The organism is Fictibacillus sp. 7GRE50, assembly GCF_015903875.1.
In the GTDB taxonomy this organism is placed as follows: domain Bacteria; phylum Bacillota; class Bacilli; order Bacillales; family Fictibacillaceae; genus Fictibacillus; species Fictibacillus phosphorivorans.
This window is the reverse complement of sequence record NZ_JACZDW010000002.1, coordinates 275,880-301,083: the sequence shown is the minus strand read 5'-3', so window position 1 is coordinate 301,083 and position 25,204 is coordinate 275,880. Positions and strand designations below refer to the sequence as shown.

Annotated in this window: 27 protein-coding genes; 23 read left to right on the top strand and 4 right to left on the bottom strand. The window is 38.7% G+C overall.

What is annotated here, in order from left to right; all coding sequences use genetic code 11:
* The first annotated feature begins 11 nt into the window (after positions 1 to 11).
* The 8 genes from IHV12_RS08705 (at position 12) to IHV12_RS08670 (ending at position 5,155) form a co-directional block, all read left to right on the top strand.
* Complete coding sequence (locus tag IHV12_RS08705; protein WP_370568786.1) at positions 12 to 908, top strand: AraC family transcriptional regulator; 897 nt, start codon at positions 12 to 14, stop codon at positions 906 to 908.
* A gap of 92 nt (positions 909 to 1,000) precedes the next feature.
* Positions 1,001 to 2,170, top strand: coding sequence for a DNA polymerase III subunit beta (dnaN, locus tag IHV12_RS08700; protein WP_197190597.1), 1,170 nt, complete (start codon positions 1,001 to 1,003; stop codon positions 2,168 to 2,170).
* Positions 2,171 to 2,182: 12 nt separating this feature from the next.
* Entirely contained in the window at positions 2,183 to 2,590 is a 408-nt protein-coding gene (locus IHV12_RS08695; RefSeq protein ID WP_197190596.1) for a GNAT family N-acetyltransferase, read from the top strand.
* 8 nt (positions 2,591 to 2,598) lie between these two features.
* Positions 2,599 to 3,153: a GNAT family N-acetyltransferase gene (locus IHV12_RS08690; RefSeq protein WP_197190595.1), complete on the top strand. Its 555-nt coding sequence runs from the start codon at positions 2,599 to 2,601 to the stop codon at positions 3,151 to 3,153.
* A gap of 233 nt (positions 3,154 to 3,386) precedes the next feature.
* Positions 3,387 to 3,569, top strand: a complete 183-nt coding sequence (locus IHV12_RS08685; protein ID WP_191752941.1) for an alpha/beta-type small acid-soluble spore protein — start codon at positions 3,387 to 3,389, stop codon at positions 3,567 to 3,569.
* Between the two features lie 152 nt (positions 3,570 to 3,721).
* A complete protein-coding gene (locus tag IHV12_RS08680) occupies positions 3,722 to 4,159 on the top strand; it encodes a MarR family winged helix-turn-helix transcriptional regulator (protein WP_370568785.1) in 438 nt (145 codons plus the stop codon).
* A 45-nt stretch (positions 4,160 to 4,204) separates the two neighbouring features.
* A complete protein-coding gene (locus IHV12_RS08675; RefSeq protein WP_370568784.1) occupies positions 4,205 to 4,843 on the top strand; it encodes a nitroreductase family protein in 639 nt (212 codons plus the stop codon).
* An 18-nt stretch (positions 4,844 to 4,861) separates the two neighbouring features.
* Positions 4,862 to 5,155 (top strand): putative quinol monooxygenase, encoded by a 294-nt coding sequence (locus IHV12_RS08670; protein WP_197127183.1) that lies wholly within the window; start codon positions 4,862 to 4,864, stop codon positions 5,153 to 5,155.
* Positions 5,156 to 5,201: 46 nt separating this feature from the next.
* On the opposite strand, the gene IHV12_RS08665 is transcribed toward IHV12_RS08670, so the two are convergent.
* Together IHV12_RS08665 and IHV12_RS08660 are read right to left on the bottom strand one after the other, a co-directional pair.
* Positions 5,202 to 5,456: a YiaA/YiaB family inner membrane protein gene (locus IHV12_RS08665; RefSeq protein ID WP_066392185.1), complete on the bottom strand. Its 255-nt coding sequence runs from the start codon at positions 5,454 to 5,456 to the stop codon at positions 5,202 to 5,204.
* A gap of 111 nt (positions 5,457 to 5,567) precedes the next feature.
* A complete protein-coding gene (locus IHV12_RS08660; protein WP_197190594.1) occupies positions 5,568 to 7,133 on the bottom strand; it encodes a hypothetical protein in 1,566 nt (521 codons plus the stop codon).
* Between the two features lie 90 nt (positions 7,134 to 7,223).
* On the opposite strand from IHV12_RS08660, the gene IHV12_RS08655 reads away from it, so the two are divergent.
* The 7 genes from IHV12_RS08655 (at position 7,224) to IHV12_RS08625 (ending at position 16,940) form a co-directional block, all read left to right on the top strand.
* Positions 7,224 to 7,799 (top strand): GNAT family N-acetyltransferase, encoded by a 576-nt coding sequence (locus tag IHV12_RS08655; RefSeq protein ID WP_197190593.1) that lies wholly within the window; start codon positions 7,224 to 7,226, stop codon positions 7,797 to 7,799.
* Positions 7,800 to 7,995: 196 nt separating this feature from the next.
* Entirely contained in the window at positions 7,996 to 10,389 is a 2,394-nt protein-coding gene (locus IHV12_RS08650; RefSeq protein ID WP_197190592.1) for a M14 family metallopeptidase, read from the top strand.
* Positions 10,390 to 10,784: 395 nt separating this feature from the next.
* Positions 10,785 to 12,521, top strand: coding sequence for a ribosomal protection-like ABC-F family protein (gene abc-f, locus IHV12_RS08645; protein ID WP_197190591.1), 1,737 nt, complete (start codon positions 10,785 to 10,787; stop codon positions 12,519 to 12,521).
* Positions 12,522 to 12,773: 252 nt separating this feature from the next.
* Entirely contained in the window at positions 12,774 to 13,748 is a 975-nt protein-coding gene (locus IHV12_RS08640) for a bile acid:sodium symporter family protein (protein ID WP_197190590.1), read from the top strand.
* Positions 13,749 to 13,902: 154 nt separating this feature from the next.
* On the top strand, positions 13,903 to 15,177 hold the full coding sequence (locus IHV12_RS08635; RefSeq protein WP_197190589.1) for an ammonium transporter: 1,275 nt from the start codon (positions 13,903 to 13,905) through the stop codon (positions 15,175 to 15,177).
* Between the two features lie 60 nt (positions 15,178 to 15,237).
* Positions 15,238 to 16,215, top strand: coding sequence for a DUF294 nucleotidyltransferase-like domain-containing protein (locus IHV12_RS08630; protein ID WP_197190588.1), 978 nt, complete (start codon positions 15,238 to 15,240; stop codon positions 16,213 to 16,215).
* A 23-nt stretch (positions 16,216 to 16,238) separates the two neighbouring features.
* Positions 16,239 to 16,940: an exonuclease domain-containing protein gene (locus IHV12_RS08625; protein ID WP_231620696.1), complete on the top strand. Its 702-nt coding sequence runs from the start codon at positions 16,239 to 16,241 to the stop codon at positions 16,938 to 16,940.
* Between the two features lie 36 nt (positions 16,941 to 16,976).
* Here the strand turns inward: IHV12_RS08625 and IHV12_RS08620 are convergent, their stop codons facing one another.
* Positions 16,977 to 17,291 carry a MerR family transcriptional regulator gene (locus tag IHV12_RS08620; RefSeq protein ID WP_197127192.1) on the bottom strand — a complete coding sequence of 105 codons (315 nt, stop codon included), beginning with the start codon at positions 17,289 to 17,291 and terminating at the stop codon, positions 16,977 to 16,979.
* Positions 17,292 to 17,587: 296 nt separating this feature from the next.
* Between IHV12_RS08620 and IHV12_RS08615 the strand changes: the two genes are divergently transcribed.
* Positions 17,588 to 18,886, top strand: coding sequence for an Nramp family divalent metal transporter (locus tag IHV12_RS08615; protein ID WP_370568783.1), 1,299 nt, complete (start codon positions 17,588 to 17,590; stop codon positions 18,884 to 18,886).
* Between the two features lie 29 nt (positions 18,887 to 18,915).
* Positions 18,916 to 19,269: a VOC family protein gene (locus IHV12_RS08610; RefSeq protein WP_197190889.1), complete on the top strand. Its 354-nt coding sequence runs from the start codon at positions 18,916 to 18,918 to the stop codon at positions 19,267 to 19,269.
* Positions 19,270 to 19,392: 123 nt separating this feature from the next.
* Here IHV12_RS08610 and IHV12_RS08605 read toward each other — a convergent pair whose 3' ends face one another.
* Positions 19,393 to 20,442 (bottom strand): NAD(P)/FAD-dependent oxidoreductase, encoded by a 1,050-nt coding sequence (locus IHV12_RS08605; RefSeq protein ID WP_197190586.1) that lies wholly within the window; start codon positions 20,440 to 20,442, stop codon positions 19,393 to 19,395.
* Between the two features lie 184 nt (positions 20,443 to 20,626).
* On the opposite strand from IHV12_RS08605, the gene IHV12_RS08600 reads away from it, so the two are divergent.
* From IHV12_RS08600 to IHV12_RS08575, 6 genes are all read left to right on the top strand, one after another.
* Positions 20,627 to 21,049 carry a DUF1801 domain-containing protein gene (locus tag IHV12_RS08600; protein WP_197127194.1) on the top strand — a complete coding sequence of 141 codons (423 nt, stop codon included), beginning with the start codon at positions 20,627 to 20,629 and terminating at the stop codon, positions 21,047 to 21,049.
* Between the two features lie 78 nt (positions 21,050 to 21,127).
* On the top strand, positions 21,128 to 21,274 hold the full coding sequence (locus IHV12_RS08595) for a hypothetical protein (protein ID WP_197127195.1): 147 nt from the start codon (positions 21,128 to 21,130) through the stop codon (positions 21,272 to 21,274).
* 339 nt (positions 21,275 to 21,613) lie between these two features.
* Positions 21,614 to 22,846 (top strand): peptidase T, encoded by a 1,233-nt coding sequence (gene pepT / locus IHV12_RS08590; protein WP_197190585.1) that lies wholly within the window; start codon positions 21,614 to 21,616, stop codon positions 22,844 to 22,846.
* Positions 22,847 to 22,906: 60 nt separating this feature from the next.
* Complete coding sequence (locus IHV12_RS08585; RefSeq protein WP_197127197.1) at positions 22,907 to 23,269, top strand: NUDIX hydrolase; 363 nt, start codon at positions 22,907 to 22,909, stop codon at positions 23,267 to 23,269.
* Positions 23,270 to 23,749: an NUDIX domain-containing protein gene (locus IHV12_RS08580; protein WP_197127198.1), complete on the top strand. Its 480-nt coding sequence runs from the start codon at positions 23,270 to 23,272 to the stop codon at positions 23,747 to 23,749. It begins immediately after the preceding gene.
* A 118-nt stretch (positions 23,750 to 23,867) separates the two neighbouring features.
* Entirely contained in the window at positions 23,868 to 25,136 is a 1,269-nt protein-coding gene (locus tag IHV12_RS08575) for an aminopeptidase P family protein (protein ID WP_197127199.1), read from the top strand.
* The last annotated feature ends 68 nt before the right edge of the window (positions 25,137 to 25,204 follow it).

Here is a 25,204-nt window from a genome sequence, read left to right as displayed (position 1 = left end):
AGGTGATGGAGATGGATTATGAAGTTTGTATTCAGCGGACACTTGACTATATTGAAGAGAATTTGCAGAACCGCATCACATTAGAGGAGCTTGCAGAGCTCGCTTGCTTCTCGCCTTTTCATTATCATAGAGTGTTTCAGTTTCTAGTCGGCGAATCCGTTATGGATTATGTGCGGAAAAGAAGACTCTCATACGCGGCAAAGCGATTGTTGCAATCAGACGATAAAGTGATCGATATCGCTTTTGATCTAGGGTTTCACTACCATGAATCGTTTAATAGAGCATTTAAAAAACAGTATGGCCGATCGCCGCGAGAGTACCGTAATGCATCCGTTCATCCCGTCTCACTTCATCAAAGGACTTACCTGAATATAAATCGTTATACAGGAGGAATAAACATGGAAATGAAAATCATTAAAAAGCCAGCTTTCCACATCATCGGGTATGACTTAAACACACGAAACACAGATGGACAAAATAATATAGATATTCCAAAGTTTTGGCAAAATTATATTCAGAATAAATTAGGAGAAAAGATTCCAAACCCTCTAAACAGAAACCAAGAACTGGGGTTATGCACAGAATACAATACAACAACCGGTGAGTTTGTTTATATGATTGGAATGGAAGTGGATAAGGGTACACCTGCTCCAGAAGGGATGTCTTATAGAAGTTTTCCAGAGATGGAGTATGCTGTTTTTACCACGCCAAAAGCTTCAGAGGAGAACTTCGTACAATCAATCCAGCAAACATGGGTTGAAATCTTCTCCAAATGGTTTCCAGATTCAGGGTATGAGCATAATGGAAAGTTAGAATTCGAGCTTTACGATGAACGTTGCTATGGAGATGAGAACAAACAGATCGACATTTACATCCCGCTCGTTAAGAAAGCTGAAAAAGTGAAATAAATGGTGTGTGGCCCTTTTTGCTCAATGAGCTGAAAGGGTTTTTTAAATCTGAGAAATTGGAATTTTGTGTTAAAATAATAATCTGAATATTAATGAAAATCCAAGTAGATAAACGAGGAAGGATACATCAAATTATGAAGTTTACGGTTGATCAAAAAGTATTTAGTAAAGCTCTTTCTGATGTGGGAAGAGCCGTTACTCAAAAGTCACTCGTTCCCATTCTTTCTGGCATAAAAGTGATAGCAGAGGATGAGGGGATAACGCTCATAGGCACAAACTCAGATATTATCATTAAACGTTTTATTTCTAGAGACATAACGTCCCGAAATATCAGCATTGAACAAATAGGAAGTGCAGTCGTTTCAGAGCGATATTTTACAGAGCTCATTCGCAAGCTACCTGAAGACGTTCATATCGAAGTAAGCAATACTCAAGTGTTAAAGGTTAGATCGGGGGACATCTTCACTCAGCTGAATGGGTTTAGAGCGGACGAATATCCACAGTTACCTGAGATTGATCAAACAAACTTAATAGGTATGGATGCAAACGAATTAAAAGAGATTATCAAACAAACGGTTTTTGCAACAGCTAAAAATGAAACGAGGCCAGTACTTACTGGTGTTCATTTTACTTTCTCAAACAATAAGCTAACGGCAGCTGCCACTAATTCACAACGTTTAGCTTCTCGAATAAACGAAGTTCACGTATCGAAAGAGACCTCGTTTATTGTTCCAAGCTCCAGCCTGAGTGAACTTGTAAAACAAATCAGTGATTATTCAGGTATCGTAAAAATGTACTCAGCAGACGGTTACATCCTTTTTGAAACAGATGAGATTTCTCTGTATTCTAGATTAATTTCCGGGCAGTATCCGAATACGTCCAAACTCATTCCGAATGAACAAAAAACAGTATTGACTCTAGATAGAGAGATTCTTGTAAAAGGAATTGATCGCGCCTGTTTGTTTGCTAGTGAATGGAAAAACAACAATATTACGTTAAGTATTAAAAATCGTAAACTGTGCATCTCTTCAGGCTCTTCGGAGATGGGGAGTATTCAAGAATTACAAGAAATTAAGGACCTAGCAGGTGACGATGATCTAAAGATTTCAATTGATGGTCACTTTTTGAAGGAAGCCTTACATACGATTATGGACGAAGAGATCAACATAAAATTTAACGGCTCGATGAGACCAATCGTAATTGAATCCACACATCAAAAATCAAGTTATCTTCATCTCATTTCACCCGTTAGATCTTTTTAGGGAGTGTGTTCCATGAAGTACAAAGATGGAGAAAAACGAATCACATATGTTTTAGACAAGGATTTGTGCGTTACAAAATTCCTCTCGTTAGTGAATGCTGTATGGCCAGGTGAGTACCATGAACAGTTTACAAAAGAAGCTATACAAAAAACATTGAACATCACAGCATGGGATCATGAGAAACTCGTTGGCTGTATTCGAATTCTCACTGATGGCTATTTCTTTGGAACCATCACTGAAATTCTTGTTAGGCCAGACTATCAAGGCAGGAAGATAGGCAAACATCTAATGGAAATAGCTTGGAAACAAAGTCCAACATCCCTCTTTATAGGTGCTCAGCCTGGAAAAGAACAATTCTTTGAAAAGTTAGGTTATACAAAGTCCATTCAATCTTTTCAAAAGAAAAAACAAAGAAAATAGGTGAAAACATGCAAAAGGTACTTCCAAAAGTTCAACTTAGGGATCTCGTTATAGAGGATGCTGAAGACCGTTATGCATGGTGTTTAGACGTAGAAGTGACAAAGCACCTAAACATGCCTGACAAATATCCACCATTTAGTATGGAAGAAACAAGGAATTGGATAAGGCAGTGTATCGCTAAGAACAACGGTTATGAGCAAAAAGCAATACTTAGTGAAACAGGCGAACATATTGGATGGGTCGATCTGAAAAATATTGATCGATTGAATCAACATGCCGAATTAGGCATAGCCATTGGTGATAAAGGTTATTGGGGCAAAGGCTATGGTATTGCCGCTATGCATGAGATGCTAAAGTATGGTTTTAATGAACTCTCGCTTAATAAAATCTGGCTTAGAGTCGAGATCGATAATAATAAAGCCATCTCCTCCTATAAAAACGCAGGTTATGTAGAAGAAGGCATTCTAAGACAAGACCGTTTACGTGGCGGCATGTTTGTTGATCGGTTACGAATGAGTGTGATAAAAGATGAATATTTTGCAAATAGTGTTTCGCATCTTTAATTGTTGTATTCCAAATTCATACCTGTAAAATTTTATAAGATAAATGGAATAATTACTCATTTTAAGGAAAATCTAAAACTATACAAAGAACAGGTTTGCCACTTGTTTCACACAGGACGATACTCAAATAATCGTCCTATTTTTTTATTAACAAATACTACCTTTTTCTGTCGCGCATAAGAACGATTCATTGTGGGATTATAATCTTAATTCAACAAGGAGGTGAAAATAACATGGCTAACCAAAACCAATTAGTAGTACCAGGTGCACAACAAGCTATCGACCAAATGAAGTATGAAATCGCTTCTGAGTTCGGTGTAAACCTTGGACCAGATTCAACTTCTCGTGCTAACGGATCTGTAGGTGGAGAAATCACAAAACGTTTAGTTGCTCAAGCTCTTGGCGGAAAGCGCTAATTAAATTTAATATCATGGCTTGGCTATCTGTTCATCGCAGATAGCCTCTTTATTTTTTACATAAGAAACTCTTCTGTTTGACATTTGAAACAAAGTATTTTATATTAGTTGACGTATCAATTATTGAGCTATCAATTATCCGAAGGAGGGGGATGCTGTTGTCCAACTCATATATAGATGATGAGAAGATTATTAACCGATTGTATGAGATACATCGCAGAACGGTTCCTAAGTTTGAAAGCTGTACAGGGATCAGTCAGACTCGCTTAGAGCTTTTGCATGAATTATATGAAGTGGAAGAGATCAGTCAAAGAGCTCTTCAAAAGAAAGTGAATATTGATCATGCTGCCGTAACTAGGCATCTGAAACAACTTGAAGATAAAGGAATGGTGATCCGCAGGAAAGATCCTAAAGATCAACGATTTACGTATGTTTCTCTATCAGAGGAAGGTCGTTTGAAAATCATTCATTACCGGGAAGAGAAGGAACGTTTTATTTCTGGTGTATTACATGATTTTTCTGCTGAAGAAAGAAAAACTTTGCTTGAGATGTTAACACGTATTCAGCACAATATTGAACATTTTGAGTAATCACAATCAAGCACAACCAAGACTATTACACATAAAGGAGAATGTATGATGCAACAAACTAAAATCAATAACTTCAACGAAATTATCACTGGACGTCGATCCATTCGCAACTACGACCCATCAGTAAAAATCTCTAGAGAAGAGATGAAAGAAATCTTAACAGAGGCTTCTCTTGCTCCATCTTCTGTTAACTTACAGCCTTGGCGCTTTGTCGTAATTGATACACCTGAAGGAAAAGAAACGTTAGCACCTCTAGCTAAGTTTAACCAACGTCAAGTAGAAACATCATCTGCTGTAATTGCTGTATTTGCAGATAACAACAGCTTGGATTACCTTGAAAAAATCTACGACAAAGCCGTAGACGAAGGGCATATGCCACAAGAAGTTAGAAATCAGCAAGTGCCAGCTATTCGTGGACTTTTAGAACAAATGACTCCAGAGCAATTTAAAGATATGAACTTGATCGATGCAGGACTTGTTTCCATGCAATTAATGCTTGTTGCTCGTGCACATGGATACGACACGAATCCGATCGGTGGATATGAAAAAGCTGAGATCGCTGAAGCGTTTGGTTTAGATAAAGAACGATATTTCCCTGTTATGTTGCTTTCAATCGGTAAAGCAGCAGATGCTGGATATCAATCTGTTCGTCTATCAGTAGACGAAACAACAGAGTGGAGATAAGAAAGGAGAATAGATAAGATGATTATTATTCACGCAGGTTTAACGGTACAAAAAGAAAAAGAAGAAGCATTCTTAGCCGAGGTAAAAACATTAGTAGAGGCTTCGCGTGCTGAAAGAGGTAACATTCAATACGATCTTAAAAAAGATACAGAAAAAGAAGCAACGTATATGATGGTAGAAGTTTGGGAGAACCAAGAAGCGGTTCAAAATCATAACACAAGTGAGCACTTTGTGGCTTTCGGTCAAAAAGCAGCAAGCTTTATGGCTGCTCCAACGGATGTAAAAGTGTACGCTGGAGAACAAGTAAAATAATGATGAAAGGAAGGCGCATTAAATGTGCCTTCCTTTTTTTGTGGTCCTATTCTGCTTTCGTATACTTTCGCTCTTGCTCAGCAATTAGTTCGTCATCCTCCGCGTTATCACGAGTAACCTTTTGGGTCAGAATCGCACCAACGGCTACCAATATCATTACGGCGATGTAATAACCTTTTTCGTTCAGTTGCAAATTGTCTGCATTGTAGAGTCCGATACAAAACATGGACACTCCAGCGATGAAGGTGAAATAAGCTAAAACGGTAAAAGCAGGTGTGTTTCTTCTTCTATGACGTTGCATATGTAAACCTCCTTCATTTTCTTTAATATGGATAAAAATATATATGCCAAAAGCTATCTTCATTATAATCAATAAATAGTCTTATTTCCTTATTTTTCTTATTTCCATCCTTTAAAACATATACGGCCCAACAACAAGCGATAAAAAGAAAGTATTTAATACAGCAAAATAACAAATAGCCGTTAATTTGCCCCAATCTTGTTTTCTTCCATACCAGACTGCGGCACCACTAAGTAGTGCCACTACCACAGGAATAACAATGGAACTCCCTGCAAACGCCAAGAAATCGGGAGCATACATGTAATAATGCGTATTAAACAACTTTTGAATAAAGATGAATTGAACACCGAGAAACAGGGCTAAGATGGTGTACAAAATGCGCTTATCTTCTTCTTCCATCCATTTAATCTTTACTATGTAGATGACTAATGCAAAAAGGACTGCAGGAGTGATCCAATACACCGAACTCATCGCAAAGATTAATCCTTGAAAAAGAGATAATATCGTTGCAGAAACGGCTTCTTTAAGATCTACTTTTGTAATTTTAAGACTCTTTTCAATAACATCAGGATTTTTAGAAGCTCCACTAAATTTGTACTCTTTGTAACCCACTAAGTTTAACCACATAACAGAATCTTCACCAATCCAGTAAGGGTGAATGGACTGATAGTTTGTTGTACTGCGCAGCTCCGTTTTCCAAACATCTTCATCAGCTCGTGCTTCATATACATTAACAGCTTCTTTTTCGTTAGATTTTAATGCACGAGTAGTAAACAGTACTTTTGCTTGACCATTCTCATCAACGCCATATTGAATAAACTTTGGATTTTCAAGCTTCGTTCCTTTATTGTCTATGAATGTCATGATAGAAAAATCCCAATCAGTATTTGCATTCAATTGGTTGGTCCCTTGATAGATCTTATATGACTTACCTCCAGAATTGTTATTAAACAGAGAATAATAAACCGTCACATCATTTCCATTCTCAATAAAGTAAAAGCCAAAATGATTTTCATGAATTTGTTCATCTATATCTAAAATTATGTATTCCTTAAATCCAGAGTCAAACTGATTATCAGGTTTATAAAAAGTAACCTTAACTTGTTTAGTCGTTTCCTTAGAAGATTTTCTAACACTAATAAACGAATCAGATTTGTCGTTTAGAACAACTGAATAAATTTGTTCAGGCACTTTCTTTAAAGATTGAACACTCCATGAACTCTTATCTACTGCCAAAATTTCGTTTTCTTTAAAATAAATGATGTTGTTTGGATTAGAATCCATACCTCTAACGTCTTGATCAAGAACGTTTTCATTCTTCCCGTCATAGTGAATGAGCTTCTTGTCCCTGACAAATACAAACTGATCACCTTGTACCCAGAAATTTTGAGGACTCGGGATAGAGAGAGGTATCGTAATTTTATCTTTTACATCTAATTTGTCAGTAACTTGAAAACTCAAAACTTCATTTTCTTTCGGAACATATACGCGTTGCATTCCGTTTTGTTCTTGAAATACGGGCTTAACTTCACCTATCTTCTCTGTTTGTAATGGCAGTGAACGGCTCCAACCTTCAATAGGTAGTTTTTGTTCAGTCTTTAAATTTTCTAAAGTGAACGAAATAAAAATAACCAAGAAGAATAGAAGTGGAATAACAAAAGGCTTTATTTTATTCATTTTATTTCCCCCTTATTCCAAAATTCGACGAAAGTCCATATTTTTCCTTTTTTTGAATTAAGTATACAATAAAGTTAGGAGGAGTTTATCTTGGAAATCAAAGATATTTTTACGAACTTACCAACATTAGAAACAGAGCGTCTTCTTTTAAGAAAAATTACAGTAGGGGATGCACAAGATATGTTTCAGTATGGATCGGATGCAGAGGTTTCACGCTATGTTACTTGGGATGCTCACAAAACAATAGAGGATACGATGGAATTCATCGGTTTCGTGTTAAGGAGATATGAAAGTGCTGATTTAGCCCCTTGGGGAATTGTTTTAAAAGAAACCAACCAACTGATTGGTACGATCGACTTTGTCTCATGGCAGATCAATCATAAAACTGCTGAGATCGGTTATGTGATCGCGAAGAACTATTGGGGTCAGGGCATTACGACTGAAGCAGGTAAGGAGCTTCTGAATTACGGTTTTAAAAACATGAATTTAGTACGAATTCAGGCAAGATGTTTTATAGAGAACGGTGGATCTGAAGGGGTTATGAAAAAGCTATGGATGAAATATGAGGGTACGTTAAGAAAAGCGATGTTTACAAAAGGAGAGCATCGAGATCTAAAGATGTACGCTGTCTTGAAAGAAGAGTTTGAAATGAAAAATAGCCTTTAAAACTTGATAAACGTATCAAGATAAGATCTTCTACCCACTCCCAAATTACTAAATTTACCTTTTATTAATTATTTTTACAAATTTTGTAGTTATAATGATGGGCTTTTTCACTCTCTTTGTACATCCTTAAGTATGATTGAATTTTCTGATAATAAAGTTACACTTACCTTATACATACATAGGAGGTGTGCTTGTTATGAAAAGAAATAAGAGATGGCTATCTTCTGCACTTGTATTATCAACAGTTGCAGGGATTACTTTTTCAACGATGGATTCAGGTATAGCGCCACCGGTTGCTGAAGCTTCATCTCTCAAAATTCAGCCAGCAGAGTCAGTCTCTCTCGTTCAGCTTGCTGTTCCAAACACAAAAGAAGCGATGAGGAAGATTGAAGAATTTGGTATCGATCTGACACACAGGATGCACGTTCATAATGGACAAATTGAAGTAGATGCGGTCGTAACACCATCTGAAGTTGCGATGCTGAAGCTCTATGGAATTAACGTAAAAGAAACTCTCATTACTGAAAACCAACTCAACCAGCGTGCCTCAGAAAGAAGAATGGCAGTTAAGCAAGAACAAAAGCTAACAGCTGCTGAAGAAACAGTAACGATCCTGAGAGCAAACCACTTCACGAATCAATCGGACACATTCCTTTATGTTGAAGCAAAATCCACATCTGGTGCTGTTTCGAGCACAATCCTTACTGCTAAATGGACAGAAAATGGAGAAGAGAAAACCACAACACTGCAACAGATTCAGGATGCTGGAGAGTACCTCTATCATTCCTTTATGCTGCCAGTAACAGCGATACCGAAAGACATAACAATTGAAAGCTCATTAGGAGGATCAGCCACATCTAAAGTAACCGAATGGCTAGGTGAAGGAAAGCCGGACAAGCCTGGAAAACATTATGTAAAAAACTTTGTTGACCATTATATGGATCCAACTGAAATTAACGCGAGAATTGAGAACTTAGTAAAAGAATACCCAGAGCTTGCTGAAATTGTGGAGATGCCGAACAAGACGAACGGATATCGTAGACAAGCTCAAGCGACTCTAGGAACGTTGCAGAACACAGCGGTTGTTGTGACGTCTAGAGACTGGGGACATGAAGGCGGAAATGCAATCAGCATTGAATTGAAAAAGGCATCTGCTGCAGGTGCTCCTCTTTCTGTTGGAACAAGCGGAAACAAAATCATCGTTACGTTAGCAACAGATGCTGCAGGTAACGCGAAAAGTACCGCAAAAGAAGTTGTAGATCTTCTGAATGCAGAAGCTAGTGATCTTGTCTCTGCTACGACTTACCGTGGAAATACAGGTAACGGAATTGTTGAACCTGCTATATCTAACCTTTCGGATAACTTAAAAGCACCTGCCACCGTATCGCGTGATCCTTTTACTGTTAAAGCGATTCGGATCGGAAAGCACCGAGATGGTACTAAGCCTGGTGTACTCGGTTACTCACAAGAACATGCCCGTGAATGGGTAACACCGCTAGTTTCCGTTGAAACCGCTGAACGACTATTACGAAATTATTCGCATGATAAAGAGACAAAGAAACTTGTTGATAATCTTGATATCTTTATTATTCCGTCCATGAATCCTGATGGAGGGCACTATAGTTTCTATGACTTTAATTCACAACGTAAAAACATGACGAACCATTGCTCACCTCATCAGTCTGATAATGGTTATCGCAATTCTTGGGGCGTTGATTTGAATCGTAACCATGATGTGGGTTCTGCATTTGATGGTTATGTTGGAGCATCAACAACGAATTGTTTAAGTGGCACATATGCGGGACCTAGCGAGCATTCTGAACCAGAAAGCCGAAATCTTGTTTGGTTAACGGATGAGAATCCAAACATTAGATTTGCTATGAACATTCATAGCTATGGTGGTTATTTCATGTGGTCACCAGGTGCGTATACGCCAGAACGTGAAACATTGCCTCGTCCGTCTGCTGGTGAAGAAGCTTATTATTGGCAAGCATCTGATCATATTTTAAAAGAGATCAAAAAGCATCGTGGAACGGTAATTCTACCGAGTCGAACAGGTCCGATCCCAGACGTTCTTTATTCTGCCGCAGGAAACTCAGCAGATCACCTCTGGTATGAAAAAGGAATCTACGCTTGGAACTTTGAAGTAGGTGCTGATCTTTGGAACAAAGAAACAAAACGTTGGGAACTGGTTGGTTTTCAGCCACCATTTGAAGAAGGGCATGAGGAAGCCATGGAGTTTTCAAATGGATTATTAGGACTTATTGATGTGGCGTATCAATATTCTAAAGATAAAAAGGCGCCAAAATCAAGTATCACACCAAACGGCGGAAGACACGAAGATAAAGTTAAAGTAAGCTTCAAAACGAGTGAGCCCGCTACGATCTATTACACGTTAGATGGCAGCCGGCCAACGTTTGATTCTCAGAAATTGCAGTTGAGCGGTACACGTGAAGGGCCGGAAACATTAATGTTTGAAAAGACGACAACGTTAAACTGGTTCTCAGTCGATGCGAGCAAAAACGTAGAGAATCGATACGAACCAGGAAACAATAAGAAGTACAACACGAAGACATTTTTCATTAAGTAACCATTAAAATGGGAAGAGGCAGAGAACATGAACAGCTTCTTCCTTTCTTAAATTGACTTGCATTAAAGGAAGCATTGACATTTTTAATATACGTCCATATACTAACAATTGTAAGTTGAAGTCATTTTGGAAAGGAACGGTACTACGCTGATGTGGAAAACTCTTATTTTCTTAGGCTAACTCTAAACTAGTGAGACCTGGAGAATAGGATAAGTCTGCCCATTTTGCGTATACACGTACCATATATCCTTATGATTTTCACACAAAGGACTTTTTTGTTCTTGTGTTTATTTGGATACGTGTCTTTACCATATTGTGCGAACCGACCAACCTCTCTGGGCATCCAGGGAGGTTTTTTTGTGGCCTCCTTAACGACCATGAAAGAGGTGAACTGCATGACGACAGTATTACAAGTTAAACGATTGCAAAAAAAATTTGGTGATAAAGAAATTTTAAAAGATATCTCATTTGATATTAGGCAAGGTGAAAAAATTGGACTAGTAGGATGGAACGGTAGTGGAAAGACAACACTCGTTAACATCCTTATGAAATGTATCATCCACGATGATGGATCGATTACGACGTGGCCGGCAAATCTGAACATGGGATATCTGCCACAATCAACAGATTATGTGTTAGATGTTGACCAGGAGTTGCTTGAAACAGGTGAAGAATTAATGGCTACTAGCAAGAAGTTAGGACTTCAGAAACATCTGCTCACAAATGAAGAATTACATCATTTAAGTGGTGGAGAGCGACTTAAGGTATCCATCGCTAAGATATGGGCGAATCATCCTGAGTTCTTGATTTTAGATGAACCGACAAATCATTTAGATCTTCAAGGGATAAATTGGCTTACTGAAGAGGTTCAGAACTATAGAGGTGCAGCCATTATCATATCCCATGACCGACATTTTCTTGATCAATCAGTAGAGAAGATATTTGAACTAGAAGACGGTGTTCTTACCATTTACGAAGGAAACTATTCGGCGTATAGAAAAGAGAAACAACGCCGTTTTGAGCAACAACAAAGAGATTATGAGAAGCAACAAAGAAAAATACACATGATCGAACAGCAAGTGAACACGTTAAAAACGTGGTCTGATAAAGCTCACCGAGAAGCAGGTAAGGGAGGAACGGCAGCCGAGAACAGACAGATGGGGCTCAAAGAATATGAAAGGATGAAAGCGAAGAAAAAAGATAATCAGATCAAGTCTAAATTGAAGCGTTTGAATCTAGAACTCTCGAAAACAGGGATCGACAAACCCATTGAAGAAAGTGACGTTTTCTTTCAATTTGATTGTGCAGGAAAGAGGGGAAAAAGACTTATTGAAACCCGGGGTCTAACAAAACAATTCGGAGATCGAACCCTTTTTAAAGAAAGCCACTTTTATATCAAACATGGAGAAAAAATAGCATTACAAGGACCAAACGGATCTGGTAAGACAACATTTATTAAGATGTTACTTGGGGAGGAGTCTGTAACAGAGGGGGAAATTTGGAAAAGTGAATCGATGAAAATTGCCTATCTATCTCAAGATGTGAACGACCTGCCCGAAGAAAAAACGGTTTATGAATACTTTGATCTAGAGGAGAGGCATCAAGTGACGCAGGCAAGGACGATCTTTGCCAACATGGGAATTGAGGACCGCAAACTTTCGAAGCCAATCCGGCACTTAAGTTTGGGTGAGCGAACGCGGATAAAACTGGTGCTAATGATTCTGCAGGAATATGATGTGCTCGTTTTGGATGAACCGACGAATCATCTCGATCTGCCGAGCCGGGAGCAGTTAGAGGAAACATTGTCACAGTTTTCTGGCACACTTATCATCGTCTCACATGACCGATTTTTCGTTGAAAAGCTGTGTGATAAACTGCTAGTTATTGAGAATCAGCAGATCAAGAGGATAGAGATGGGCCTTGGTGAATACGAAGAACAAAGTAAACGTTCTACAAATGAAGGTGCTCAGCATCTAGCTGAAGAATTAGTTTTAGTAGAAAACAAGATTACAGAAATGCTTGGGAAAATAAGTTTTTGTAAAACGGGGACGGATGAGTACAGAGCGGTTGATGAAGAGTTACGACTATTAATGAGTAAAAAGCGGCAGCTCGTACAAAAAATATCTCTGTAAAACAAAGTCAGGTGGAAGTATCCGCCTGGCTTTGTTCAGTTGGATGAGCCTGAAAATTGATAATCACATAAATTTTTGAAGGAATAACATAAAAAATGGAGTCGATCACATAAAAGTAAGACCTCATCACATAAAAGTAAGACCTCATCACATAAAAAACACATATAATCACATAATTCTAAATTTTTAAGCAATAACCATTGAAATTTCAGATAACTCGTTTATACTCTCTTAAAAAGGAGAGTGACAACCATGAGATTTTTAGAGAAAGTAAGTAAGACAGCGGGCAACACCTTTGCGATTTGGGTGATACTTTTTGCCATTGCAGCATTTTTGATTCCAGAAGGCTTCACATGGATCGCTCCCTATATTCCTCTTTTATTAGGAATTATCATGTTCGGGATGGGGTTAACCCTTTCGCTGAATGATTTTAAAGCAGTGTTTCAAGCTCCAAAGAGTGTTTTTATTGGTGTGGCAGCACAGTATACGATCATGCCGCTTCTTGCGTTTGGACTAGCAACGGCATTTAAATTACCAGCAGAAGTAGCAGTAGGGGTGATTTTAGTAGGTTGCTGTCCTGGTGGAACGGCATCAAACGTGATGACTTTCCTAGCAAAAGGTAACACCGCTTTATCGGTTGCGGTGACATCCGTGGCAACACTGCTCGCACCGATCTTAACACCAGCTCTAACGCTGCTGTTTGCGAGCAAATGGCTTTCAGTATCTGCGGGCAGCTTGCTGTTATCAATCGTTCAAATTGTAATCGTACCAATTGTATTAGGTCTAGTTGTAAAACTCTTATTCCGTAAACAAGTGGAAAAAAGCGTGGCTGCACTACCACTAGTATCAGTAGTTGGAATCGTAGCTGTAGCATCAGCTGTTGTAGCAGCAAACGCAAAACAAATTGCTGAGACAGGATTATTAATCTTATCCATTGTGGTTCTTCACAATGTGCTAGGACTTTTAATCGGTTTTCTGATCGCGAAAGGTTTGAAGTTGGACTTTGCCGATCAAAAGGCCATTTCCATTGAAGTCGGAATGCAGAATTCTGGTCTAGGTGCGGCGCTTGCAGTGGCTCACTTTTCGCCGTTGTCTGCAGTGCCGAGCGCAATTTTTAGTGTGTGGCACAACATATCAGGACCATTGCTTGCAACATGGTGGGGAAAGAGAACGGAACGTGATGACGTACAAACGAGCACTCACACTACATCATCTAAAGTGGTTTAACAGTGAGAGAAGCAAACCTTTATACATTGTGGGGTTTGCTTTTTCTTTTATTAATTGTTCATTTCAAAAACCATGTTAGATAATCTTACATGGGTGTAGAATCTGCGCCAGAACTGTATAGAATGAAAGAAACAGTTCAGTAGGGGGCGTTCAGATGGAAGATATCATGTTTTCATTAAACAGTGTTTGGCTTGTGCTAGGTGCACTTCTTGTCATTTTAATGCAAGGCGGGTTTATCTTACTTGAAGCGGGATCGACTCGAATGAAAAATGCCGGCCACATTGCCGGAAAGACTGTCTTTACGTTTGGTTTAGCATCAATCGTATTTTGGGCAGTTGGATATGGATTTATCTTTGGAGGTAACTCAAACTTTTTTATCGGGTTGTCTGATTTTTTCTATTCAGGTGATCAAGCTGAGGGAATGGCCTACTCGACAGCGGCATTCTTCATGTTTCAGCTCGCGTTTGCAGGAATCTCGTTAACAATTGCGTTTGGAGGATTTGCTGAACGAGCGAAATTATCAGCCTATCTCGTGTTTGCTATTCTTTTCTCTGTAGTGGTCTATCCGGTTGTAGCTCACTGGATTTGGGGCGGAGGTTGGTTGGCAGAACATGGTAAGCAGGATTTTGCAGGGTCTACGGTAGTTCACTTAACAGGTGCGATGGCAGCCTTTGCAGCGACGATTCTCTTAAAACCGCGTATCGGAAAGTTCAATAAGAACGGTACATCTAATAACATTTTCGGTCACAACCAAGTGTACACGGCTTTAGGGGTTATCGTCCTTTGGGTAGGATGGTTTGGGTTTAATGGAGGAAGTACCTTTGTAGTTGATGATGGATTCTTTGGATTTGTTGCGTTAAATACAAATCTTGCTGCTGGGGCAGGTGCGGTTGCCGCACTGATTATTTCATGGATGGTCCTTGGTAAATCGGACATTCCGACAATATTAAACGGTGCGTTAGCAGGTCTGGTTGCGATCACAGCTTCTTGTGCATTCGTTGAAACATGGGCAGCAGTTCTGATCGGATTTGTTGCAGGAATCTTAGTATTCTATTCTGTTAAATTTTTCGATAGATTAAAAGTAGATGATCCGATCTATGCGTTGAGCGTTCACGGAGCAGCTGGAGTATGGGGGACGTTATCTACAGGGTTATTCGCTACGCCAGAACTTGCTACAGTAGGGAAGCCCGGATTGTTCTACGGCGGTGGATTTTCTCAGGTTGGCGTTCAAGCGATGGGTGTGTCTGTGTCAGCGTTATACGCATTTGTTGTTTCCTTCGTTCTTTTATACGCTATGAAAAAAGTCATGAAAGGTCTTCGAGTTTCTGAAGAAGAAGAAATTATCGGTCTGGATGTTAGTGAACACGGAAACTACGGTTATCCAGAGGCGTTCATCGCGAACGAAGAAAAGAATAGAATCGCAAATTAATAGTGGATAAAAGCATTGGGGTCTATTCCTCAATGCTTTTATCACATAGGATGTGTAAAAATGCCTTATTCACAGATAAAAAAATGGCGTGATAATAAATGGAACGACCATCAAGATTCATCTCATGCTTTAAATGATTTTCATGATGAACTGATGATGAAAGTATTCGATGCAGCTCTTGAAAGGCATATCTCAGAGTTTGGTCCAGTTCCTTGCCGTTATACGTGGTTTGTAATGGGAAGTGCAGGTAGATTTGAACAAGCGATCATCTCAGATCAAGATCATGGTCTGATCTATGAGGAAAGAAACGAAAAAACGAATCGATACTTTATTACATTCGGAAAAGAATTAGCGAATGGGTTAAACGAAGTTGGTTATCCGTATTGTGATGGAAATGTAATGAGCTCAAATCCTATTTGGAGTAAATCAATAATAGAGTGGGAAGAGCAGCTGTCAAAGTGGCTAACTGAAGAGAGCTTTGAGAGTATACGATTTCTTCTGATCTTCTACGATGCGCGAGTGCTTATTGGTGAAGAAGCATATTGCAAGAAACTTAAACAAATCGTACATGATTACATTAAGAAGAATCCGCGTTTTCTAGAACGCTTGTTAGAAAATACACAGCATGTAAAAAAAGCGGTCGGGTTCTTTCATCAATTTTTAACAGAACCACATGGCGCGCATGCAGGCAGTATAGAGCTAAAGCAATCAGGTTTCTTTCCGTATGTTAATAATGTGCGTTTGCTTGCAATGAAAGAAAGTCTAGAAGCTACTTCAACTCTTTCAAGACTAAAAGCGCTTAATAACATGTCTAAATACAAACAAAATCTTAGTTGGTGCGCTAAAGAATTTGAAAAATTGCTTCATTACAGGCTGCAGTATCATAAAAAAAATACAGAAAACTATGATGATATACACTACTTAAACATTAAAGAACTCAGTAAAGACGAGAAAAAAGAGATGAAACATATTCTATTAAACGGTCAAAAACTCCAAGAATATACTCAATCCGTCATTAAAGGAACGATAGAAACATGAGGATGAATCCGCTTATTCAATTTATGAAGCAAGTACAGGGGAAAATTAACTCAAGTGTTTATGCGTCGTTACAAGGGCAATCTAGTCCTCAACATGTCGCATTTTTAAGGCAGCTTGAAAAAGAGTTGAAAATGGAAGAGAGTTTAACTGTACCCCTCAATGATTTGAATGTAGTGGTTTTTGATCTAGAAACTACTGGTTTTTTTCCTGAGCAAGGAAACCAGATTCTATCAATCGGTGCTGTGAAAGTAAAAGGTGGAGAAGTAAGGCGTGAAGAAACTTTTTATTCTCTCACGCATTGTAAGGGTCAGCTTTCTCATGAGATCAAAGAGCTTACAGGAATTGAAGAGAGTGAACTTGAGAATGCGCCTCAATTATCCAAAGTGCTAGTAGATTTTTATGATTTTGCAAGAGGTCATGTCCTCGTGGCTCATCATGCAAGTCACGAAAAGAAGTTTCTGCAACATTATAATTGGAAGCTATTTCGAAGTCAGTTCAAACACCGAATAGTAGATACTTCATTTTTACTAAAAATTGCTGAGCCAAACGTTAATCTTGTTACTTTAGAAGATTGCTGTAAGCATTGTAACGTGCCTGTGATTGATCGACACCATGCCTTAGGAGATGCGAAGATGACGGCTGAGCTTTGGAGTGTTTATGTAGCACGCGTTCAAAAGTTAGGAATTAAGAATTTGAGAGAGGTATATGAACGACTCTCGAGATGAAACAGCTGGCACCATGAAATGTGGAGCCAGCTGTTTTTAATTTCTCATATTAAATTGAGCGTTAATCTGTCCGCGAATCATTTTATTACGTTCGTCACGTTTCTGTCTTTTCGTAAGTTCTTTTTTAATCTCAAATGTTTGTACACCATCTTCAATTTGATCAGCAATTTCCATAAGACGTTCCACATCCGAAAATGAGTATTTACGCGTGCCTTTACCTGTTCTTTCTGGAAAGATCAGTTTTCTTTCTTCGTAGTAACGGATCTTCCGCTCTGATAAACCAGTAAGTTCACTGATGATACCGATAGACATGACCTTTTTATCTTTATAAGATGATTTATCAACAGGCATTTTGAGCCTCCTATCCTAAGAAATGCAAAACCAGACAATTCTAAATATTGTTATTTATTATATCATATTGATGTTAGGTTTTCTTACATATATTTTATTCCAATACATTTTTCTTGGTGAATACAATTTTATACCGTTGTTTAGTTTCTTATAAGTATGAAAGAAGTCCTTTTCTAAAGAGCTGTTTTAAAGAAGGAATGGGTACAAAAGGAGTTGATAAAATATTCAGACATATGACATAATTAGCAGATGTTCTATTGAAAGCGTTTTATTTAAGGGAGAAGGAGGAGCTGAAATTGAACAATGAAGTGAAATTAAACAATGAACTTAATACTGTTGCTGCTAGTGAACCAGTACCACCTCAAACGATGGGTCAAAAGTTAAAAATGATCGGTCCGGGTTTCGTAGTAGCAGCAACTGGTGTAGGTACAGCAGATTTAGTAACTGCCATTGTAATCGGTACCTCATTCGGAATGACTTTTGTATGGGCCATCGTAATTGGTTCTATTTTAAAGTATTTCTTAAACGAAGGAGTTGGCCGCTGGTATCTCGCGACAGGTCAAACTATTCTACAAGGTTGGCATTCATTAGGGAAGTGGGCGACTGGCTATTTCGGTGTTTACTCCGTTATCTGGGGCTACATTTACGGTGCCACCGCAGCGATGACTTGTGGACTAGGTATGCATGCGATGCTTCCGATCATGCCGATCTGGGCTTGGGCAATCGTTCATTCCCTATTAGGTTTTGCACTTGTTTGGACAGGCCGTTACTTGCTTTTTGAAAGAATCATGACGGTATTAATCGGTGTCATGTTTATCACAATTATTGGTACATCATTACTCTTTTTGCCTTCAATTGGTGAATTTGCGGGTGGTTTTGTACCCAAAATGCCAGACGGATCGCTCATGTTAGCTCTTGGATTGATTGGAGGAGTAGGCGGTACGATTACTATGGCTTCTTATGGATATTGGCTAAGAGAAAAGAATTGGAAAGGAAAAGAATTTGTTCCCATTATGAGACTCGATACGAAAGCAGCCTATGTAATTACAGGAATCTTCACTATGGCTGCACTCGTAATCGGAGCTAAGTTCTTATTTGGAACGGATGTAAAGTTAGAAGGAGACCAGGGTCTTCTTAATCTTGCAGAACTGTTAGGTCAAGAATTCGGAACACCGTTACGTTGGTTATTCTTAATCGCGTTCTGGTCTGCTGCTTTTACTTCACTTCTTGGCGTTTGGAACGGTGTGCCTTATCTGTTTGCGGACTTCTTAAGAACAATCAAGACGAACAAGGAAGACTTACATTCGGTTAAGCCGGTTACGGAAAAAGATAAGTCATATCGTGCTTATTTAGCGTGGCTGACTTTCCCTCCAATGCTGATCTTCTTTTTAGGAAAGCCTGTTCAGCTGATAATAATATATGGTGTGCTAGGTGCATTGTTCATGCCGTTTCTTGCAATCTCACTCATTATCTTATTAAACTCTAAAAAAGTTGATGTTGAGTATCGCAACAAGTGGTTAACTAATGCAGTCTTGATCGGGTGTCTTCTCATGTTCGCCTTTTTAGGAATAAATGAGCTGCAAAAGCTGTTTTAAATAGGGAGGACTTTGCTATGAAGAAGAATATCGGAAAAGTTGTAGGTTTTGAACTTAGCAGTCAAGAACCTGAAAAGGCGGTAACTTTCTATCGCAATGTATTTGGGTGGCAGATTGCAGAACCTCAATGGGATTATTGGGCAGCTACAACTACTGAAGGTGAAGATAAGAATGTTAATGGTGGAATCGCAAAAGGTCCACAAGATTTTCCACATGGAACTCGTATTCAAATCGAAGTTGAAGTTATTGATGATGCGATTGAGCATGCCGTTCTTAACGGAGCGACTATTGTAAGAGAAAAGATGGAATTTGAAGAGTTTTATCTGGCTTACCTTAATGATCCAACAGGTATAGGTTTTGGATTAATACAGAATAAAAAATAGAATACGAACAAATAAAGCTCAGAGGCTGCTCTGAGCTTTTTAAATATTTAATGGACGATAGATAATAACACCCGACTAGAACCATTACGGGTTAAAAAAGGTGTTTTGTATGTGAATGATCTATTATCTCACCATCTGCTTGACGAGCTCGCGATTACGTTCTTTAAACACCTCATTATGTGAGGATACCATCGCAACTTTTTGTGCATCGGGCTGGATGAACTGCTTTGCTTTATTTACTGCATTTGCAGCGTCTTGAAAAGCACCAGAGATTAAATTTAGCTTTCCATCATGTTTGAGGATATCCCCAGCTGCATACAATCCTGGGATAGATGATTCACTATTAGCATTTCCTGCGATATAAAAGTTGTCCGCTAGTTCAATGTTCAATCCTCTGTTACCTAACAGAGATGTATCTTGTTCATAGCCATGGTTAATGATGACTTCATCTATAGGAAGGTAAGAGATCTCACCTGTTTCGTGATTCGTTAACTCGATCTGTTCAATAACTTCATGGTTGGGACACGCAAATAATTTTGAGATCGATGTGTTAAAAATGCAATCAGCACAGCTGTTCATCAATTGTGTTACTTGCGCTTCATGTCCAGCTAGATTTCCTTTTCGATAAGTTAGATACACTTTTTTAGCGATCGGAACTAATTCATTCGCCCAATCGATTGCAGTATTTCCGCCACCTGATATAACAACAGTCTTATCTTTAAAATGCTGAAGGGATTTAACCGTATAGTTTAAGTTTGACACTTCAAACCTTTCAGCACCTTCGATATCTAGTCGTTGAGGATTCAAGATACCGCTTCCAACCGCAACGATAACCGTTTTAGAAAAATGCTGCTCACCGGAAGAACCTTGCAAAATAAAAATTCCATTCTCATCTCGTGAGATAGATTCTACTTTTTCATTTAGTGCTACTTCAGGATGAAACGTAAGTCCTTGTTCCACGAGTTTTTCAATAAGTTTTGCACCAGGAAGTGGAGTATGTCCTCCAACATCCCAAATCATCTTTTCTGGATATACATGAATCTTTCCGCCTAACTGCGGTTGAAATTCAATAATTTTTGTTTTCATTTCACGAAGACCACTGTAAAAAGCTGAATAAAGGCCTGCTGGACCGCCGCCGATAATGGTAACATCGAAAACGTTATGTTGATCCATAATGTTCGCTCCCTTTTTGGAACATAATATTGATTATCATTCTCAATTAGTAGTATACAATCAGTTTTAAAACTTTACAATCAGGAAATTGAAAGTGTTAGAAAGAAAGGGGATTAGCCGAAGATGTAGAAGGTTTAGACATAGAAGGTTTATCTCCAAAATTCACATTAAAAAGGAGCAATTTATGTACGAGCAAAAGACAAAAGAAACCGATCAGAGTGTCGTGGAGTTTATTGAGAGTGTAGATCAACCAAAAAAGAGAGAAGACGCATACAAGCTGCTTGATATATTTACACAAACAACTGGGTTTGAAGCGAAGATGTGGGGACCGAGTATTATTGGATTCGGCTCCTATCATTACAAATACAAGACAGGGCATGAAGGGGACGCGCCTCTTGTTGGCTTCTCGCCAAGAAAAGCAAAGACTAGTCTGTATTTTGCCCCAGGGGACCCAGGTCGAGCTGAGCTGCTTCAGCACTTCGGTAAGCATACAACGGGTGCCGCTTGTGTATACATTAATAAACTAGCTGATGTTGATGTGAATGTGTTAAAAAAACTAATCAACAATTCTGTTGAGTTTTTGTTAAAAACGTATCCTCAAGAATAGGTATCTGTACGGAGTAACGATCGTCAAGAATTTGTTCGTGCTCTCAGGTTCCTTATTCGTAAAGGAGGTGAGCCGATTATGAAGAAAGGTACTAAACCTAATAAAAGCGGAATGGCAATCGGAATTGCAATTGGTGTAGCAATCGGCATTGCACTTAAAAACGTTGGATTAGGTATTGGTATAGGCATTGCATTAGGAATTGCTTTTGGTCTTGGACCAAAATAGAATGATATTTGAAAAGGAGCCCGATAGGACTCCTTTTTTAATTAATGTTTTTTATGACAGCCGCAGCTTTTCTTCTTCTTTTTCTTGCAACGCTTACATTTTAGATAGATATAGTGTGAAGAAGACTCACATTTGTCTTTTTTCCAACAACCCATTTAAATCACCCCATTATTTTCACAACACCTTTGTTTGGTGCTGGTAATACATCATATGCAGAAAAAGGACAAGTTGATTAGACGTCAAGAGGAGTAAAAACGTACATTTTTTTGTAATTCAGCAATATGTAATGTTTTGTAAAACATGCTATCATAAAGCAAAACACTAGGAGTTGATTGAAAATTGAAACAAGAAATAATGGATCGGTTTATTACATACGTAAAAGTAGATACACAATCTGATGGAAGAAGTGATACGACTCCATCTACAGAAGGTCAGTGGACTCTGGCAAACATGCTTGTTGAGGAACTAAAAGAAATTGGTATGGAAGAAGTAACAGTCGACAAAAACGGATATGTTATGGCGACATTACAATCGAATTCACATAAGGAAATCCCGGTCATCGGGTTTCTTGCACACGTAGATACAGCTACTGATTTTACCGGAACGAACGTTAAACCGCAGATCGTTGAAAACTATGACGGAGAAACGATTATCTTAAACGAAGACTTACATATCGAATTGTCTCCAAATGACTTTCCTAGTTTAATAGATTATAAAGGACATACATTGATCACAACAGACGGCACAACATTGCTCGGTGCAGATAATAAAGCGGGCATCGCTGAAATCATGACTGCGATGAAGTATTTGATCGAACATCCAGAGATTAAGCATGGAAAGATCAGAGTGGCTTTCACTCCGGATGAAGAGATCGGACGCGGTCCTCATAAATTTGATGTGGCAGCGTTTGGAGCAAAGTATGCCTATACGATGGATGGCGGCCCTTTAGGTGAATTAGAGTATGAGAGCTTTAACGCGGCTAGTGTTAGAATTCGTATTTTAGGAAAGAACATTCATCCGGGATCTGCAAAGAATAAGATGGTTAATGCGGCGAAAATTGCGATGGAACTGAATGGTAAGCTTCCTGTTGAAGAGGCGCCCGAGCATACGGAAGGCTATGAAGGGTTCTATCATTTAACGGGTCTAAAAGGTGATGTAGAACAAACGGATATTTCATATATCATCCGCGACCATGACAAGGAACTTTTTCAAAAGAGAAAAGATAGAATGCAAGAGATCGTGGACGAACTGCGTGAAAAGTATGGACAAGATAAGATTCAATTAGATATGAACGACACGTATTATAATATGAAAGAAAAGATTGAACCTGTAAAAGAGATTGTTGATCTTGCTTCTCAAGCGATGAAAAAGCTAAACATAGAACCAAACATCAAACCCATTCGAGGGGGTACTGACGGATCACAGCTGTCATTCATGGGTCTGCCGACTCCAAATATCTTTACAGGCGGAGAAAACTACCACGGCCGTCACGAATATATCTCGGTCGATAATATGGTCAAAGCAACTAACGTCATTATTGAACTTGTGCAGTTGTTTGAGCAGGAAGCGTAACCTATAAAGCTAACCAACTTTGTTTTGGTTAGCTTTTATCTTTCACTAGGGGGAGTAAAGATGTTAGCGCAAGGTGTTGTTATTTCTGATGGAAAGGTGCTATTAGTAAAACAAAAAGTAAAACGTGGGGACATTGTATGGAACTATCCGGGTGGGGGAGTTGAACCTGGCGAGACTTTCGAACAAGCATGTATACGAGAAGTGTTGGAGGAAACGGGCTATACCGTAAAAATAATAAAACTACTGATTCAAAGAAAAGAAAAACAAGTATTTCTTTGTGAACTAATCTCAGGGACGCTCTCCATTGAAGATGATGAAGACATACTTGATGTACGCTGGATCGACCTACAAGAAGATATGTATTTTGATGATGTTTCAAGACCTGTGGTTGAAATGGTGATAAATAATAGGGAGGTTGTGTAAATGAGCTATCCTATTCGTGTTAGAGCAGGTGCTTTAATTATTGAAAATGATGCGATTCTTTTAATTGAGTTTCATGATGAGAATGGACTTCATTATAATTTACCATCAGGTGGTGTTGAAGCAAATGAATCTGTAAAAGAAGCAGCAAAACGTGAGGTGAGAGAAGAGGCATCCATTGATGTAGATGTAGGTCCACTCGCGTTCACTTATGAGTATGCGCCGCATCTGACAAAAAATAGATACGGAACGATACATTCACTAGGAATGATGTTTGAATGCAACAGGGTTGGAGACTCCGAACCTAGATTACCGGATAAGCCAGATCCGTACCAAACTGGCGTAAAATGGATTCCTCTAGAGGATTTGGAACATATCATTTTGTATCCGAGAGTACAAAATCATATTAAGGAGTATGTTAAACACAAACAGATCAATTCTTTTATTGAAGAACATTTGTTAGATACCTATCAGAAAGTATAGGTAACGCATTTATAAAATTCTGAAAAAAGCTGTTAATGCTATGGAAAAATCTTTATACTATAGATATATATATAAATAAACTAATCAGTCGATTTTAATTATTTTAAGGAGGATCCACATGGAGTCTTATTTTTTTGAACGTAATCGTAGTAGATTAAAAGAATTGGTGCCGAATGAATCATTAACCATTCTTTTTGCAGGAAAAGCTCCGCAAAAATCAGCAGATGAACAATATCCGTTCACACCAAACCGAAATTTTTACTATCTAACTGGGATTTCGGAACAAAACGTGATCCTCGTGCTAAAAAAGAGCGGTGGAAAATTTGAAGAAACACTTTTTATCGTAAAAGCTGATCCAGTCATGGAAAAGTGGGTCGGGAAAACCGTGTCTAAAGAGGAAGCAGAACATCAATCTGGCATAAAAGATATTAAATATGTGGATAGCTTTGAGTCGTTTGTTGCCAGTCAATTCTTTACAAATCAAGCTCAGCACGTTTGTTTAGATCTAGAACGCCGTGGATGGACGGGTGCCCCATCTGAAACATCACAATTCGCAAAACATATTCGAGAGCATTATCCGCATGTGACGATTCACAACGTATATCCTGAAGTTGCTGAACTGCGTGTGTTCAAAACGACAGAAGAGATTCAAAAGATTAAAGAAGCGATCTCCATTACGAAAGAAGGCATCTATAATGTGCTGAAACACGCGAAAGCTGGAATGAAAGAAAATCAGCTCGAAGCACATTTTGACTTTACTTTAAAATCAAACGGTGTGCGTGATTTCGCGTTTAAGACGATTACGGCAAGCGGAAAAAATGCTACGATCCTTCATTATGAGCATAACAACGCGCAAACGAATCCCAGTGAGCTCGTTCTTCTCGATCTAGGAGCACAAAAGGATTATTATAATGCGGATATCAGCTATACGTTTCCAGTAGATGGTAAGTTTACAGATCGTCAAAAGGTTCTCTACAATATCGTACTTAAAGCGCTAAAGGATACGACGGCTATCATTAAGCCAGGTCTTGAATTTGCTGAACTCAATATTCATACGAAAAAAGTGTTAGCAGAAGAGTGCAAACGTATCGGATTGATCGAAAATGATGATGAGATCTCTAACTATTATTATCATGGTGTGAGCCATTTCCTTGGACTTGATACACATGATGTGGGTTCTTACAAAGACCGCATTTTAGAGCCTGGAATGGTGATTACAATTGAGCCTGGGCTTTATATCGAGGAAGAAGCGATCGGTATTCGAATTGAGGATGACATCTTAGTAACGGAGGATGGATTCGAGAACTTATCCAAAGATATTTTCCGTGAAGTAGAAGAAATTGAAGAGTTTATGGCTACTCAAGGTGCTCATGCGGTAAAAGCTTAATAGGTTTTGAAAAAGAGGTCCTTGTCAATGGCCTCTTTTTTTACGCTCTTTTCTAAAGGCTGTTTTCG

Bases quoted from the DNA above. Each gene is read 5' to 3' on its own strand.
- IHV12_RS08635 (WP_197190589.1), top strand. From the start codon at position 13,903: ATGGAAGATATCATGTTTTCATTAAACAGTGTTTGGCTTGTGCTAGGT.
- IHV12_RS08585 (WP_197127197.1), top strand. From the start codon at position 22,907: ATGTTAGCGCAAGGTGTTGTTATTTCTGATGGAAAGGTGCTATTAGTA.
- IHV12_RS08575 (WP_197127199.1), top strand. From the start codon at position 23,868: ATGGAGTCTTATTTTTTTGAACGTAATCGTAGTAGATTAAAAGAATTG.
- IHV12_RS08595 (WP_197127195.1), top strand. From the start codon at position 21,128: ATGAAGAAAGGTACTAAACCTAATAAAAGCGGAATGGCAATCGGAATT.
- IHV12_RS08665 (WP_066392185.1), bottom strand. From the start codon at position 5,456: ATGCAACGTCATAGAAGAAGAAACACACCTGCTTTTACCGTTTTAGCT.
- IHV12_RS08705 (WP_370568786.1), top strand. From the start codon at position 12: ATGGATTATGAAGTTTGTATTCAGCGGACACTTGACTATATTGAAGAG.
- IHV12_RS08630 (WP_197190588.1), top strand. From the start codon at position 15,238: ATGCCTTATTCACAGATAAAAAAATGGCGTGATAATAAATGGAACGAC.
- IHV12_RS08675 (WP_370568784.1), top strand. From the start codon at position 4,205: ATGATGCAACAAACTAAAATCAATAACTTCAACGAAATTATCACTGGA.
- IHV12_RS08680 (WP_370568785.1), top strand. From the start codon at position 3,722: ATGCTGTTGTCCAACTCATATATAGATGATGAGAAGATTATTAACCGA.
- IHV12_RS08695 (WP_197190596.1), top strand. From the start codon at position 2,183: ATGAAGTACAAAGATGGAGAAAAACGAATCACATATGTTTTAGACAAG.
- IHV12_RS08625 (WP_231620696.1), top strand. From the start codon at position 16,239: ATGAAGCAAGTACAGGGGAAAATTAACTCAAGTGTTTATGCGTCGTTA.
- IHV12_RS08640 (WP_197190590.1), top strand. From the start codon at position 12,774: ATGAGATTTTTAGAGAAAGTAAGTAAGACAGCGGGCAACACCTTTGCG.
- dnaN (WP_197190597.1), top strand. From the start codon at position 1,001: ATGAAAATCCAAGTAGATAAACGAGGAAGGATACATCAAATTATGAAG.
- IHV12_RS08690 (WP_197190595.1), top strand. From the start codon at position 2,599: ATGCAAAAGGTACTTCCAAAAGTTCAACTTAGGGATCTCGTTATAGAG.
- IHV12_RS08685 (WP_191752941.1), top strand. From the start codon at position 3,387: ATGGCTAACCAAAACCAATTAGTAGTACCAGGTGCACAACAAGCTATC.
- IHV12_RS08660 (WP_197190594.1), bottom strand. From the start codon at position 7,133: ATGAATAAAATAAAGCCTTTTGTTATTCCACTTCTATTCTTCTTGGTT.
- IHV12_RS08650 (WP_197190592.1), top strand. From the start codon at position 7,996: ATGAAAAGAAATAAGAGATGGCTATCTTCTGCACTTGTATTATCAACA.
- abc-f (WP_197190591.1), top strand. From the start codon at position 10,785: ATGACGACAGTATTACAAGTTAAACGATTGCAAAAAAAATTTGGTGAT.
- IHV12_RS08620 (WP_197127192.1), bottom strand. From the start codon at position 17,291: ATGCCTGTTGATAAATCATCTTATAAAGATAAAAAGGTCATGTCTATC.
- IHV12_RS08605 (WP_197190586.1), bottom strand. From the start codon at position 20,442: ATGGATCAACATAACGTTTTCGATGTTACCATTATCGGCGGCGGTCCA.
- IHV12_RS08580 (WP_197127198.1), top strand. From the start codon at position 23,270: ATGAGCTATCCTATTCGTGTTAGAGCAGGTGCTTTAATTATTGAAAAT.
- IHV12_RS08670 (WP_197127183.1), top strand. From the start codon at position 4,862: ATGATTATTATTCACGCAGGTTTAACGGTACAAAAAGAAAAAGAAGAA.
- IHV12_RS08600 (WP_197127194.1), top strand. From the start codon at position 20,627: ATGTACGAGCAAAAGACAAAAGAAACCGATCAGAGTGTCGTGGAGTTT.